Raw genomic sequence first — 15508 nt, forward strand, 5'->3', positions numbered from 1 at the left:
TTTTTACTCAGATTACCCACTACCGATTACCTCTGCGATATCCAGATCGTAAGTGCAGAAAGCAGGTTTTTCTTGGTCGATGATGTGCCGTACCAATCCTTCATCAACTTGACCAGGTCGCTCAGGTCGCAGGCGTACAATGAAGTGATAAGGACGCCCACCGCCCAACATGGAGTCTTCGCCAAGGCGGGTTTCCCCTAAAAGGAAACCTTTACCAAAGATTTCTTCAATACTAATGTGCTTATCAGCTTCTTCAGGGAGATGCTCATCGAGTGGCAAGTCTGTATAGAGATGTAGATAGAGCCGCAACCCCCGTCGCGTTCCTCGCCAGCGATAAAGTTCTACCGCCTGACGAATCAGATATCGCTGCCGATTTAGACTCCATCGAGGGTCCATCGGCCATGCTACCCAGTGGGCTAGAAAGGGTAGCATCGTCGTCGGCGCAGTCAAAGGATCTAAGTAAGCCCACAACAGATCCATCGACTGCACTGCGGGTTCAAAAGTCTCCTCAAAAATCTTTAAAAAGCGACCAATAAAGTCTACTTCCCGATAGAGACTGGGCAAAAAATCCAGGTAGAGACTGCGGGGACGTACATAAAGGTTGAAAGCTGCGGATTCAATTAGTTGCCGACCTGGTGTAGCAATCCCTCCAGTTCCTCCTAGCTCTGTGTAGTACACATAAAGGCGGCTATGATAATCAACGACTAGGGTTTCGCCCGACTCCAAAGACTGGTTATTCTCAAAGAAGTTGGTTGGGATTTGGAAATATAACACCGCATCCATCTGCTGACCTGGAGCAATTTCATGCCCCTCCATCCCAATGCGACACCATTGGCTTGGAAAGTTGCCCTCAAGTTGCAGGCTCACGTCTAGGATTCGGGTTCCCAGGTTTTTTAGCTGCACCACCATTTCACTGGGTTCGCCTGGATACACGAGCAATTGATTGCTCGTCATGCCTTCGGTACTGACACTGCCACTGAGTGCCAGGGCATTAGCCGTGCTACTCGCCCCCACTGGCTGAACTGCCTCGGCAAGCTGCATGGGGGTGAGTGTCAGGTGTAAGATTTTACCGTGCGACGTGCTTTGAGTCATGGTCTGTGGTGAGTGCTGAAAATCAGGGGTGAGGGCGGAAAACTCAGTGAAAAATCAGACAGTGGAAAGCCAGAAGCCAGCAGTTAAAAATTGAGAAGAACTGATACTACTTTCTCATTCTGTTCACACTTGCACTGAGTCCGTGCTTCGCACCGCTTCGCTAACAGTCCTCATCCCTCAGTCCTTTATTGAATGAGGTTGACGACATGACCGGAGCGCAGGCGAGTGTTCAGCCAGGAACAGACTAGCCCTAAAGGGCCGGGATCGATGACCGGATTTTGAGGCAGTGTACGAACCCAGGTTTGTTCCTGCTGACGCAACTCAAACAGCTGCACCACACCTAAATAGCGAACGCCTGGAATTTGCTGGAATAAGGTGACAATGTCTGAAGGATAAACGGGGCGTCCAAAAGGCCAGCCTTTCCCATCCATTCCGCCAGTAAGTGGGTTGAGGAAGCGGTACAACGCTACCCGTAATTTCAGCAGAATTTCTTCTTGGGCACGGGGGTTATTGTACTCTGGCTCCAGTGCCACTTCAGTTTGAACAGACACTCCGACATATTCGGGTGCTTGCAGACGCACTTGCACTCCCAGCAGCCGTCGCTCGTTCAGGTAAGCATGGATTTGCTCGCTCAGTTGAGGGCTGAGGGAAAATAGGTCTGGGTGAATGCCTTCGCCTCGCGCGATCGCATCGGTATTCGCCTGGGGCACCAGCATCAGTCGAACGGTTCCTGCTTCGCTACTATCGGTAGGAGTCAGACAACGGGCACGAGCAACGCCACCACCTGCTGCCTGTAGCGCCAGTACCTCAAAATCTTCGGGGGTGACGGCGCGATCGCGGGTGCGGAGCATTGCTGGCACTCGGATGACGGCATCTTCCAATGATTCGGCGTCAGCACCGTTGCGGGCGGGGGTATGGTTAATGACTCTGGCAACGTAGGGAACGGCTGACTTGGGGATGGTAATGGTTCCCCGTTGAACATTGCCTTTTCGACCTCCTCCCGTGCGGTAAGCGACCATCCGAATCGCGGAGCCTTTGGGCGGCACTGCACCATATTGACGCTCTAGCGATCGCACTTCTTCGGGACGGGCGCTAGCATTCAACAGGCGATCGCTCACAAGGTTCTGCATCTGCGTTCTTGCGCGCAACTGAGTCTGCTGCTGGAGTTGGGCGGGTTCTCGAATCAGGGGGCCAAACTGAACCATCCCAGTCCGCGAGTCAATCGTGTAGTGAAGATCCTGAGGGCCAGAATCAGCAAAGTCATTGACTTCTGTCCATATTTGAGGCAAGGCTCCAGGCGGACTTACCAAAATGTATTCATCTTCCCGCCGTGTCAAGACAGGAACGCCTTGCAATTGGAAAGTTTGACCAGGCGTACCCTCGCTTTCTCCCAAAAGTTCATTTCTAATCTGTTCGCATTGAGAAGCAAGGACGGTGCCACCAATCGCCCTCGCCGACAAACTCACAATCCGCGGAGAACTACTGTAACCTGGTTGCGTAGGGTCGATGTGACTATAAACGCAGCGCAGCCAGCGACCCTGGTAGGTGAGGAAGTGGCTCACAGGCCAGCGTTGGGGCAGATGTAGCACGACGTCCCCACTTTGGAGGGGATTGCTTCCAGTCCGAGCGAATTCGCTGAAACTAAATCCTTTCGTGCCATCATCAGCTTCCTGCAACAAAACCGGCTGCCAGTACGCGCCATTCCAAGCTTCCCAGCGGCGAGGAGGCGCGTCGGGATTAATCCCAGTAGATGTCGCAACTTCTCCTTTAAACTTGACTGCCAAAACATTCCCTTCGCATTCGTCCTCCGGGTCGAATACCAGATAAAAGCAATTTCCCGACTGGGGTTGCTCATCAAAAAAGGCTAATTCTCTGCCCATCCACTCACCGTCAGGGCGCAGAGTCCAAAGGTTCGTGAAGCGATCGCGTAACATTTGGGGAGTATCTTCAACCGTCTGAGCGGTTAGAAAATGTCGGATACTCGGTTTGCCAATCACCAGGGGCTGGTTGGTACTGAAGACAATCGCTTGCTCAGTTTCTGTCCTGACGGTCGCAATTTCCACCCCAGATGGAATCGTATACGGTTCGGGCAAAGCAGCACTCAGATAAAAAGTCAGGTCTGTCTGAGCGGGAACCGGAGCTTGCAGGCGAACCCCTAGCAACTCTAAAAAAGCAACGTAGTTACGACGGGGAACTTGGTTAAACCGCAGCAACATTTGATCGGTCAGCCACGCAAATAGCTCAATCAGCGTGATGCCAGGATCGCTAGGGTTATAATTCGTCCACTCCGGACAATAGCGAGGAATCCGTAGAATGCACTCATCTACTAAATCTTTGAATGTCCGATCATCTAAATCAGACTTCGGTAACTTGGGTAAAAAATCAAAGTCCATTATTAATAAATAATCGGTAACTAGGAATTGGTAATTAGTAATTGGGCAAAAGTTATAGAAATGCGATAAATGAGTAGGGATTTTGAATTAAAGAATTCTCTTGTTACTCAAAACCCTCATGAACCATCACTCCTCTTTGCCGTTCAGATAGAAAGGATAGACCAAGCTCCGAGCATCATAAGTGCCCTTAGGATGGTATTCCACAATAATATCCACTCGACCTCGGATGGGATCGGGGTCAGTCCGCACCAAATCGATGACAATGCGCGGCTCCCACATTTCTAGAGCTTCTTGGACGTGCAAGCGCAACAGGAGAAGGGTTTGAGTATTCATAGGCGCAAAGACCATCTCCGATAAGCGCGACCCAAAATTGGGTCGATACACCCTTTCTCCGATTTCAGTCCGCAGGATAATCCGAATAGATTCTTCGATATTCCGTTCTGCCGAACTGAGTTGAAGCCCTCCCTGTACGTTCACCCGTAGTGGGAAAGACCATCCCGTACCCAAGTGGCTGCGCTGCTTATCCGATCCTTCTGGCATAAAAGTGACTCTGTGCCTAGTATCGCAGCTACTTTACTAAAGCTGAAAGTCCCCGACTATTCGCCAAAAGTCGAGTTATCCCAAGCTGTCTGTAGTCCTAGGTTCTAGAGGCGGTGCCCTTCTACCTCAAAGCGGGTTGTAGCCGAAGGCAACAGTCGCCAAGCGCAGCCAGTCACCAGCACATACAACATTGCTTAAATGACCTGAATCAGTTTGACACTGCGGGAGCTACCCCGTGTTTAGTGGCTGACTAATCGTTGACTCTCTACCCAGTATCCTGTTTTTGATGGAAATGGAGGTTTTATAAAACCGGGATGCTCTTTGTGTGCGAGACATACTCCAAGAATTAGTAATGTAATAAGTCGTGCTTGGACAGCACCCCAGAGCAAGTGGTTGGAGCGAATTGGTCAGCAGTTAAAGACAGAGGTTATTGTATATCGGGATGCTTTTTATCGCGCAGCGTTTAAGGTTTAGGACGAGAAACTTTAGCGACTGAACAAGACTTTTGAGGGGTGATTAGAAGAGATTTTGCTGAAAATTAACATTATTCTTTGGGAAAGTTCAAGCTAAATCTGTGGGTTTCTTACAGATATGATTTAGACCTCGAATTTAAGGTTTTTTTATTGTTATGACAGAGCAAATAAGGGAAAAATTCATCTATAACGGAGAAATATACTATTTAGCTGGCTTAGAGCCTTCTTTAAAATATCCGGTTGATGGGATTAATTATACAGCAGAAGAATCTGTAAATTTTGATGAAATAGAAGATAAAATATTTGATTTGATAAATGAGGAATTAGTTCTCTCAAATGTAATAAAAGAAGGATTTTTAATTAGACCGCACGACTATGGGATGAAAGAGATTCTATTTTCTACAGCTTGCCGGAGAGGATTTTATTCAACCTATGAAATTGTTAATGAAGAATTGTTTTTGAAGGAAATGACTGTCGGTAGTGTTACTGGTGGTCATAAACCTATAAAAGGAGTTATGCCAACCTACGATAACCGTAGTGGTTTTTGTTATCGGAATCTTAAAGTTTTTACCCGTTTTACTGGGAGAATCACCTTAGGTAAAGACTTCATTGATGGAATCTTCTTAAAACCTCTTTTGGAGATGACATTTTATCAAGGCAAATTAGTTGCAATTCAAGACTTTTCATTAGACATTTCCATTAGTCTTGCTGTTATCTTTGGCGGGTTAGAAGCTGTTAAGAGACGCTTGGCTAGTGCAGTGTCAGCGCAAAGAATTCTTGCATTAAGCGGTGCCCTCTATTATGGCGAGTCAGGCTTAGATTTGGTGATTCCTGCTTTGCTGGATGAATCGGCACAGGTAATGTGGGCTGCGTACTCGCTACTGCGGACAAGGACAGAAACGAAAGTCAAAATTGCCTTGCAAGAATTCAATCCTTATCAATTTTTTGAATGTCTTTGTACCTTTGAGGGGCATTCTGACTATGTTAGTTCGGTAGCGATCGCGCCGGATGGTGAAACCATTGTTAGTGGCAGTGGCGATATGAATATCAAAGTGTGGGATATTCTGACGGGCAAGTGTAGGGGCACCTTCGAGGGGCATTTAGCCTCGGTTGATTCCGTAGCAATCGCGCCAGATGGTAAGACTTTTGTCAGTGCTAGTAGGGACAACAACTTCTGTGGTAGAGGGGGCTTAAAGAGTATCAACGTATGGGATATTCTGACGGGCAAGTGTCAGCGCAGCCTACAAATACTAGGAATATTCCCAGATGGTAAAACTTTGATTCATGGTCGTCAGTACAAAACCATCAAAGCGTTGGATATAGAGACGAGGGAGTGCCTCCGCATGGTAAATAAGTTTTTATGGGATGTTTATTTCGTAGCAATAGCCCCGAACGATCAAACGATTGTTAGTAGCAATGACGACAACATCCTCAAAGTGTGGGATATCGAAGCAGGTAAGTGGAAGGGTTCGCTACAGGGGCATTCACGCCGAGTTTATTCCGTAGCAATAGCCCTGGATGGAAGGACGATTGTGAGTGGCAGTAAGGACAATACTATTAAAGTGTGGGATCTCGTGACGTGCGAGTGTAAGGGCACGCTAGAGGGACATTCAGACTATGTTCTTTGCGTAGCAATAGCGACGGCTGGTAAAACTATTGTCAGTGGCAGTAAGGACAACACCATCAAAGTGTGGGATCTTGAGACGTGCGAGTGCAGAGGTACGCTAGAGGGGCATTCAAACGCGGTGAGTTCCGTAGCAATAACCCCAGATGGAAGGACGATTGTTAGTGGCAGTTACGACAACACCATCAAAGTGTGGGGAATTCGATAAGGAAGTTTAAAGTATTCCCTGGCGAGGATGATTTGGGCAATTCAGGGATGCGTTCGTCGGGATTTGCCGACACACCTTAAAGAATAAGCGATCGCTAACCCAAACTAGAAATAACGAATTCCACCTGCTTAGTTGATCATTAAGGGGCAACTAATACGGTGACTCCTGTGGCAATCACAGGTAAAGAAATGGGAACTGGAGGCACAGTAGGAGTTGCTCCCACTGCCATTGTGCCCATATGCGCCACTGGACGCCCGCAAGCCAGAACGGTGACAGAACAAGGCATCGCGAGAGCGCCAGCAATTGACGGACCCGTGACAGCATCTCCCAGACAAGCGATAGGTCGTCCCATAACTAAAACGGTTGGTGCCCCCGGTCCGATAATGGGACTACCACTAGCGACATCGCCCAATACGGCTACTGGTAACATAGAACCTTCCTTAATCGTTAATCGAGAATGGCTAATTGTGTACCACGTTCCTATGGTTAGGCATTAGCCATTGGTCGCGATCGCAATTTCTTCTTTCTTGCTCCTTTTAATTGTTAACAATTCAGCCGAATCAGCGGTGCGGTCATACTCGCTGTGGCAGCTGCCATAATTGCCACCGCAGCACCTGCTTGCAGGTTCAACGCTGCGCCAGACTGTACGCTTACAGCAGCAGCCGACTGCGCCGACAAAGCACCGCCGGATTGTAGCGACAACGCCGCACCAGCTTTCATAGTGGCAGCACCCCCAGACTTCAAGTCTAAAACTCCGCCTGCTTGAGCGCTTAACTTGGCTGCGGTTTGAAGTTCTATGCCAGCAGGTGCGAGTTTTATACTACTAGGGCCTGATTGCAGCAGAATTTCCATTGGTGCTGAAATACTCACTTTTTGCACTGCCTGCATCGTGATGGTGTTGGTCATGTCATTCATCAGCAACTTCTGACCGCCAGTTGTTGTGATATCCAGCTTCTTATTGAGATCGTCGATGAGGATCTTATGACCGCCTTTGGTTTTAATTTCGATCTTCTTATTTTGATCGTCTAGGCGCACATAATGACCGTCAGTCGTTTTAATTTCCACAAACTTTTCGCTGTCATTCATGTGACATTTATGAGCGCCTATCGTCTCAATGTAGACACCAGCCTTGCTAGTATCTTTATCCTCTTCCACAAACTGTAATTTATGCCCGGTACGGGTTTTAAATGTCCGCAGGCGGACTTTGCCTTCACCTGAAATTGTATTATCTACATCTTCCGGCGGTGCATCTGTACCGTTCCAGACACCGCCAATGACGTAGGGGCGATGAATATCGCCGTGTTCAAAGGCAACCAATACCTCGTCATTGACCTCCGGCAGACAGTCAAACCCGCGATTTACACCAGCTCCGGCTCCCACCACTCTTGCCCAGTTACTTTCGTGTGCCTCTGTTAAAGTGGGAAGTTTCACTCTCACTCGACCCCATTTTTTGGGGTCTTTGTTATTGGTGACAATCCCCACTAACAACGTTTGTCCTGCTTGGAGATGGGTTCGGGGAGACAGGGTTGCCAGAAGATCGTCTCCCCGCAATCCCCGCACGCTAAATTCGGTGGTGTAGAAACGTTCCTGATAAACGTGACGAGTTGTCGTGACGTAATACTTGCCGCTGTATTTGCCCATACTTGCCAAGTCCACGACCCGTCCCGGTCGAATTCGCGGATCGCCCTCAGCTTTGGCATCAGCGTAGACAAATTCCCCCGATAACTCGTTATACAAAGCTTGGGCGATCGCGTCTGATTCTGCCTGAGAAGAGACTGGCTGATCGACAACAATCATCTTGGGGGTACTGCTAAAGCTAGTGCTAGTTGCTTTGCCCTTGCCTTGTTTGGTATCGGTAATGACTTGTGTTGTTTGACTGCTTTTAGTAGATGCAATCACCTGTTTATTTTGATAATCCCAAGCTCTTACTTCAACAGAATCTACCTGTTCGGCACTTGTTACCCGAACTTGGAAACTATGTATTTCTTGCAACCACTTGAGAGCCAAAGAAGCACCCGCCACCGGCTTGCGGAAGTGCAATTTCCCATCTTGCACAAACAACTCAAAACCGTTCCGAGCTGCCCGTTCTCGCAAGAACTCCATGTTGGTTTGATTTTCTTGGAAAATATAGCCAACAGGATTGCCAAAGCCATAAGGCCCACCACTTTCGTCAATGGTGCCCGCTGTAATTCCCAATTCACCAATAATCTGCCGAACAATGTCGGTGTCGGTCATGTTTTGAAAAGAGCGGTTGTAGCGTCCCCGATGTAGGCGGTGGGAAACGTCATACCCGCGAATCACGACCGGAGCTTGAGAACCACTGGTAAAGTGGGTTTCAATTGCTGTAATCTCGCCATTCAGAATGTTGCCCTGCTGTGGATCGTCAAAATCAGCATCTTCGGTAGTGCTGGATTTAAAACCTATTTGAACGGGTTTACCAATTGTTAATAAATTTTCGTAGCGCCAAAGTTCATCTCCTTCGCGACCCGGAAAGTAGTCGTTCCTGATGACTAAGGTAAACATGGCTGGGAGATGGAGGCTTTCTTCCACGGAGATTTGAAGAATATCTTCCATCAAACTCGCAGGAGCATCATCCCCATCAATTTTTATTTGAGGATAGGATATATACTTTGGCATTTGTAGGCAACACGTAAATGATTTTAGCTTCTAAATTTTAGATTTTGGATGAAATCCTGACTGGCATTTTTTTTTCAAATTTTTTATTCTTTGGTATTTGAACTATAGGGGTCTTTTGCCTTGTTGCCTGACAAATCTCGAATTTTTAGGCTAGATTTTGTAATCTCAAATTAGAACTGTGAGTTTAGTTGGGTAAAAAAACTCTCTGTCAAAACTAAGATTTTTTAAAATTATCAGGCGTTTTGTTAGTCAAGCAAGGTAATCTACACGCGGATAATTTCTCAATCACCGAGAGGATATTTAAACCCATGCAGACGTTCATCCAAATTCAAAATTTAGAACGCAAGTTTCAGCTAGTTTAGAAGAAACTCTACGCCCCCGCCCATTCTCCAAAGGTCGAACTACAATTTTTTTCTAACCTTCTGGTTCAGCGCAATCCAACAAATGATGACCGTTCATGTAGCTTTTCGAGTCTTGCTGCCTCGACTTTCCCCGACGCGATTCACACTAGAAGGAGCTTCTGGAGAGCCTGGGGGGATAAGTACATCTACTTCGTGGAGGGTCAGGCTAGCTGAAGCACGCACGGGAGTCCCATCAGGTAGAAACATGGTCAGTTCGTAACTGAGTGATTGCACAAAGCAACGGAGGTATTCTTGGGCACCCCAAGTAAAGACATAGACGGGCGGGACATCTTGACCATCGGGAAACTCAACAGCTTTTTTTAGTTTGTTGATGTACCAGAGGACGCTAGTGCCTTCTTCATAGGTATCAAACAAAATTTCTGAGATAGTGAGTTTGTAAGGATCTATACTTTGGAAGCTGACTTTCGGCAGTCCTTTAGCAGTACGTGCGCCTTGAGGAGAATTGATTTGAACACTCCTGCTGAAGGAAAGCTTGGTGGGGTTGAACATGAACTCAATGGTGTCCACACCCTGTGCTGGAACCTTTGGAATAAGTTTTGCTTTGACCAAACGAGTGGTTGACATATTATTCTCCTTAATAATGGCAGTGACTTTACCAGGGCAGGCGTCCAGAATAGTTATTTCCTCGACGCTCTCGCTCTATTTCCAACCGTTGCCGGATAAAACTATAGACTTCACGAGCTAGAAGCTCTAAGTTGTCGGTGGCTTCTTCACTAGAGGAATCATCAACGGTAGATACGCTTTGATCGATTGCTCCTACTTGGCTATCAGCGTCCCCCATTAACTGTATAAGAGCTTCCATTCCAGAGGCTGATGTGCGACGCGAGGGCATGGAATAGGTCTGAATAACATTGCCCAAACTATTGTTTTGTGGGGAATTTATCAGGGGCTGGGAAACATTTGATTGGGAGCTGTTAGAGTCGGATGGTTTGAAAATTATCGGCTTTTGCGGTGCCTCCCACGTCCTCTGTTCTGAGAGAGGTTGTACAACGATTGATTCGCTTGCTTTAGGCGTATTCTCCCCTATTAATTCAGAAATACTTGACCAAGATGTTGGTATCTCTCTGGTGTTCGTAGAACTGTTTGAGGAAGGTAGAGTTTCAGGGGAAGAGGGAAAGGAAGAAGGTGCCATTTGCACTTGTTCTACACTGCTTGAAAATGCTGTAGCTTCTTGGTTATTCTGCCCTGAATCTTCTGGCATTCTCTGGATAGGAATAGGCGGCTCCGAAGCAGACGAGAAGTTTGAGGAGAGCGGTGCAAGAAAGGATTCCTCAACCTTATTGCTGCCCATGTCTGGAAATGGGGAAGCGAGAAGACTGGATTGTTGAGCTAGAGGGCTGAGAATGGATAGATTAGTCAGCACTTGAGGCAATTGAGGCAGTTCTTCGCTCTCGTCAAGCGACTCTGTTTCCACCAAAGGTTGTATAACGGTGGGTTCTGTAATTTGTGTGCTTTGAGGCACCTCTACAGGGGGATTGGCAAAGGATGTAGAAGCGATCGCTGCTGGTGCCAAGCCAGCCAAATTTTCACGTGCTGGTACGGTTTCTAATTTCGGTTGAATGAGTGTAGCGTCTGGCGTTGTTGTACTTTCAGGGACTTCTATGGAATCGGTGAAAGCGATCGCTTGTTTTGCCTCAAGCGGGAAATCTTCACTTGCCGGTTCGGTTGCTAATTTCGGTTGAATGACTGTAGCATCTGGCGTTGTTATGCTTTCAGGAACTTGTCTGGAATCAGTGGAAGCGATGCCTTGTTTTGTATCAACCGGAAAATCTTTACTTGCTGGTACGGTTTCTAATTTCGGTTGAATGAGTGTAGCGTCTGGCGTTGTTGTACTTTCAGGGACTTCTATGGAATCGGTGAAAGCGATCGCTTGTTTTGCCTCAAGCGGGAAATCTTCACTTGCCGGTTCGGTTGCTAATTTCGGTTGAATGACTGTAGCATCTGGCGTTGTTGTACTTCCAGGGACTTGTCTGGAATCGGTGGAAGCGATCGCGTCTGGTGCTAGCCCAGTCACCTTTTCACTTACTAGTTCGGTTGCTAATTTCGGTTGAATGACTGTAGCATCTGGCGTTGTTATGCTTTCAGGTACTTGTCTGGAATCAGTGGAAGCGATGCCTTGTTTTGTATCAACCGGAAAATCTTCACTTGCTGGTTCGGTTTCTAATTTCGGTTGAATGAGTGTAGCGTCTGGCGTTGTTGTACTTCCAGGGACTTGTCTGGAATCGGTGGAAGCGATCGCGTCTTGTGCCAATCCAACCACATCCTCACTTGCCGATTCAGGTTCTAATTTCGGTTGAATGAGTGTAGCGTCTGGTATTGTCGTACTTTCTGGTACTTGTATGGAATTGGTAAAAGCGATCGCTTCTGGTGCTAACCCAGTTACATCTTTACTTGTCGGTGCGGTTTCTAGTTTGGGTTGAATGGCTGTAGCATCTGGCGTTGTTATGCTTTCAGGTATCTGTATGGAATCGGTGGAAGCGATCGCTGGTTTTGCCAACTCAGTCAAATCGTCACTGATCAATGCGGTTTCTAATTTCGGTTGAATGACTATAGCGTCTGGCGTTGTTGTGCTTTCAGGTACTTGTCTGGAATCGGTGGAAGCGATCGCGTCTGGTGCCAACTCAGTTAAATTTGCATTTACTGGTTCAATTTCTAATTTCGGTTGAATGAGTGTAGCATCTGACGTTGTTGTACTTTCAGGTATCTCTATAGAGCCGGTAGAAGCGATCGCTGGTTTTGCTTCAAGCGGAAAATCTTCACTTACTGGTTGGGGTTCTAATTTCGGTTGAATGAGTGTAGCATCTGGCGTTGTGGTACTTCCAGGTACTTGTATGGAATCGGTGGAAGCAAGCGCGTCTGCTGCCAATCCAGCCAAATCTTCACTGACTGGTGCGGTTTCTAATTTCGGTTGAATGACTATAGCGTCTGGCGTTGTTGTACTTCCAGGTACTTGTATGGAATCGGTAGAAGCGATCGCTTTTGGTGCTAACCGAGTCAAATCTTCACTTGCCGATACGGTTTCTAATTTCGGTTGAATGACTGTAGCGCCTATAATCGGCGTACTTTCGGGCATCTGTAGAGGAGAGCCGGTTGATTCAGTAGGTGAAATCGCCAAGTTGAAGGCTTCAGGTTCTTTTGCCGATGATTCTATTGACAATGGTAATTCAGCGATGGGTGCCAAGAATTCCGGCAACACTTCTCCCTTTGTTTGTGGAGATAATTCCCCCATCGGTTGTATTAGCGTGGATTCTGTAGGCGTCGTTTCTTCGCGTACAGATTTTGGAGCGATCGCAGAGGTGGAAATCGGGGGAGATGAGCTTACCTGTGATGGAAATTCAGCCTTTAACTGCACCGCAGGCTCAAATGGTTCCAGGACTTCTGGCACTGGTGTTGTTGAGTTAGACGGCTGTGAATTTAAGCTAGCTTGTACAAGGGTGGATATGTCAGGTGTAGTTTCAGGTAGTGCAGTAGCTGGTGTGGAAATCGAGGGTGTGGGGGCGAAGTTGTCAGTCACTTCTGAAGAGAAATTTTCCTCCATCCTTTGTAGCAGTGGGGGTTCACCTGGTTCTGTTGCTGTTGAAAGCGCTGCTGCCTTTTGAACTAGGGATTCTACCTTTGTTACAGGCGCTGTGCTGTCCGAACGGTCAACTGTTATATTCTCAGAAGCGATCGCTGGTATTTCAACTGATTCTGCCTCTGTCACCCCAGAAAATGACATTGGTGACTCAAGCGATTCCGTAACATTCGATAACGTAGTTTCTGTGTGGTTTGCTGCTTTTGTTTCCGACAGAGGTTGTACAACAACTCGATCTGTAGTGACTTCTGGCACAGCCTTGGAAGTAGTCAAATTAGAGACTGCGGCTAAGTTTTCGTTTACTGCTGAAGTAAGTTCTAACTCTGTCTCTGGTGGCACCGATGCCGCTTGCGGTGCAGTTAACGGAGGCATTGGCACCGATGCCGCTTGCGGTGCAGTTAACGGAGGCATTTGTACCTTTTGAACTTGCAGTTCAGCTTGTAACAGCGGTTGTTCTACGGTTGGTGCGATGGCGGCTGTATCTGGCTGCACAGATGAAGGCATAGTGGGTGAGGACGAATCAGCCAGAGGGTTTTTCACCTGAGTCATCTGTTCTGGCGCTGGTGCTGTAATAGATGACGTTAATTCCTCAACCGCTGGTGCCCTTTGAACTTGTGGTTCTGTATGCGAAAGGGTTTGTCCCAAAGTTGGTTGGCTATCAATGGGATCTCGCTGGCTAGCAATGGTGTCTCGGGGTGCTGATGCTACATTTGGTGCTATTTGTTCGTTAATTGCTGGTGCTTTTTGAACTTGTGGTTCTGTATCCAAAAAGGCTTGTCCTAACCTTGCTTCGGTTGCGGCTGTCTTAGTTGGCACCGATGAAGGTGTGGTTGAAGAGGGTAAACTGATCTCGTTGCTTCTTTCAGTTCCTAGTGCTGCATCTGGTTCCGTGGCAACCTCAATCGCCACTGTCCTTTGAATTATGCTGGCTGAGGGTGAACTAGCGATCGCATTGCTTATCTCAGTTGCTGGTGCTTCAATGGGTGCCGTGATAGCGTCAATTGTTGGTGCCCTTTGAATTGTCCTGGGTGAGGGCGAACTAGCAATTTCATTGCTTATCTCAGAAGTTTGTGCTGCGATAAGTGTTGTTGGTTCGTTAATTTCTGCTGTCCGTTGAATTGAGCTGGGTGAGGGCGAACTAGCAATTTCATTGCTTATTTCAGTTCCGGCTGCTTCAAGGGGTGCCGTGATAGTCTCAATCGCTTCTGTCCGTTGAATTGTGCTGGAAGAGGGCGAATTAGCGCTCTCATTACTTATTTCAGTTGCTGGTGTTGAATTTGATGCCGTGGAAGCCTCAAGCGCTGCTGTCCGTTGAATTGTTCTGGCTGAGGGCGAACTAGCGATCTCGTTGCTTATTTCAGTACCTGTTGCTTCAAGGGGTATTGTGCTGGCTGAGGGCGAATTAGCGATCGCATTGTTTATTTCAGTTCCTGGTACTGTAATAGGTGCCGTTTGTTCGTCAATTACTGGTGCCCTTTGAATTGTGCTGGGTGAGGGCGAACTAGCGATCGCATTGCTTATCTCAGTTGCTGGTGATTCAATGGGTGCCGCGAGAGCATCTATTGGTGACTCAATTGTGCTGGAAGAGGGCGAACTAGCGATCGCATTGCTTATTTCAGTGCCTAGTGATTCAATAGGCGTTGCTTGTTCATCAATTACTGGTGCCCTTTGAATTGTGCTGGGTGAGGGCGAACTAGCGATCTCGTTGCTTTTCTCAGTTGTTGGTATTAAACCTGGTGTGGAAGCCTCAATTACTGGTGCCCTTTGAATTGTGCTGGGTGAGGGCGAGCTAGCGATCTCATTGCTTATTTCAGTGCCTAGTGATTCAATAGGTGTCGTTTGTTCGTCAATTGCTGGTGCCTTTTGAATTGTGCTAGAAAAGGGCGAACTAGCAATCGCATTGCTTATTTCAGTGCCTGCTGCTTCAACGGGTGCAGTGAGAGCAGCTATTGGTGGCTCAATTGTGCTGGGTGAGGGCGAATTAGCGCTATCGTTACTTCTCTCGGTTGTTGGTGTTACACCCGGTGTGGAAGCCTCAATCGCTGCTGCCCTTTGAATTGTGCTGGGTGAGGGCGAACTAGCGATCGCATTGCTTATCTCAGTTGCTGGTGCTGCAATGGGTGTCCTGATAGGACCAATCCCTACTGCTTTAGCTGGTGGTTCGGTAGCTAAAACGGGTTGCACTAATGTTGGATCGGTTGCCCGCATAACTGGCAAAGCAGCCTCTGCCGAGATCGGTGCCGTGTCAACATCGACCGATTCACTTAATTGTGAGCCTTGGGATTCTGCAAAAAAGGGTGAATTCTTGAAAGGATTATCTGGCGGAAATTCATCCGCCACTTCCTCAGAGAAAAAACCGGAAGGATTGAAAACGGTAATCGATCTTGCTCCCAGTGGGTGCAAAAATTTAGGATTTAGTAAGTTTTGCCCTAACGGATTAGGTGGAAGCAAGGGGTTTTTGATACCAAGGGGTTCCTGGGGTATCGTTTCTCCATCGGGGAAATTGTTCCTTGGTTCTGTGCCCTCATGTTCCGCCATATTTTTG

General features: G+C 47.5%; 8 protein-coding genes. 1 reads left to right on the top strand and 7 read right to left on the bottom strand.

The window, feature by feature from the left end; genetic code table 11:
* Positions 1-12: 12 nt before the first annotated feature.
* The 3 genes from NC996_RS08355 to NC996_RS08365 all read right to left on the bottom strand — a co-directional run bounded on the left by NC996_RS08355 (position 13) and on the right by NC996_RS08365 (position 4025).
* Positions 13-1092, bottom strand: a complete 1080-nt coding sequence (locus tag NC996_RS08355) for a phage tail protein (RefSeq protein ID WP_190412627.1) — start codon at positions 1090-1092, stop codon at positions 13-15.
* A 185-nt stretch (positions 1093-1277) separates the two neighbouring features.
* Positions 1278-3485 carry a putative baseplate assembly protein gene (locus NC996_RS08360; protein ID WP_190412626.1) on the bottom strand — a complete coding sequence of 736 codons (2208 nt, stop codon included), beginning with the start codon at positions 3483-3485 and terminating at the stop codon, positions 1278-1280.
* A gap of 126 nt (positions 3486-3611) precedes the next feature.
* The gene (locus NC996_RS08365; RefSeq protein WP_190412625.1) at positions 3612-4025 is read right to left on the bottom strand and encodes a GPW/gp25 family protein; all 414 of its coding nucleotides are present in this window, start codon (positions 4023-4025) and stop codon (positions 3612-3614) included.
* 628 nt (positions 4026-4653) lie between these two features.
* Here NC996_RS08365 and NC996_RS08370 point away from each other — a divergent pair.
* Positions 4654-6330 carry a WD40 repeat domain-containing protein gene (locus NC996_RS08370; RefSeq protein ID WP_190687934.1) on the top strand — a complete coding sequence of 559 codons (1677 nt, stop codon included), beginning with the start codon at positions 4654-4656 and terminating at the stop codon, positions 6328-6330.
* Between the two features lie 139 nt (positions 6331-6469).
* Here NC996_RS08370 and NC996_RS08375 read toward each other — a convergent pair whose 3' ends face one another.
* From NC996_RS08375 to NC996_RS08390, 4 genes are all read right to left on the bottom strand, one after another.
* Positions 6470-6760: a PAAR domain-containing protein gene (locus NC996_RS08375; RefSeq protein ID WP_190412623.1), complete on the bottom strand. Its 291-nt coding sequence runs from the start codon at positions 6758-6760 to the stop codon at positions 6470-6472.
* A gap of 113 nt (positions 6761-6873) precedes the next feature.
* On the bottom strand, positions 6874-8967 hold the full coding sequence (locus tag NC996_RS08380; RefSeq protein ID WP_190687937.1) for a VgrG-related protein: 2094 nt from the start codon (positions 8965-8967) through the stop codon (positions 6874-6876).
* A gap of 455 nt (positions 8968-9422) precedes the next feature.
* Positions 9423-9953, bottom strand: a complete 531-nt coding sequence (locus NC996_RS08385; protein WP_190436962.1) for a hypothetical protein — start codon at positions 9951-9953, stop codon at positions 9423-9425.
* A gap of 28 nt (positions 9954-9981) precedes the next feature.
* Complete coding sequence (locus tag NC996_RS08390) at positions 9982-15501, bottom strand: hypothetical protein (RefSeq protein WP_190687939.1); 5520 nt, start codon at positions 15499-15501, stop codon at positions 9982-9984.
* Positions 15502-15508: the final 7 nt, after the last annotated feature.

This window comes from Trichocoleus sp. ST-U2 (assembly GCF_039961875.1).
In the GTDB taxonomy this organism is placed as follows: Bacteria; Cyanobacteriota; Cyanobacteriia; order Cyanobacteriales; family FACHB-T130; genus FACHB-T130.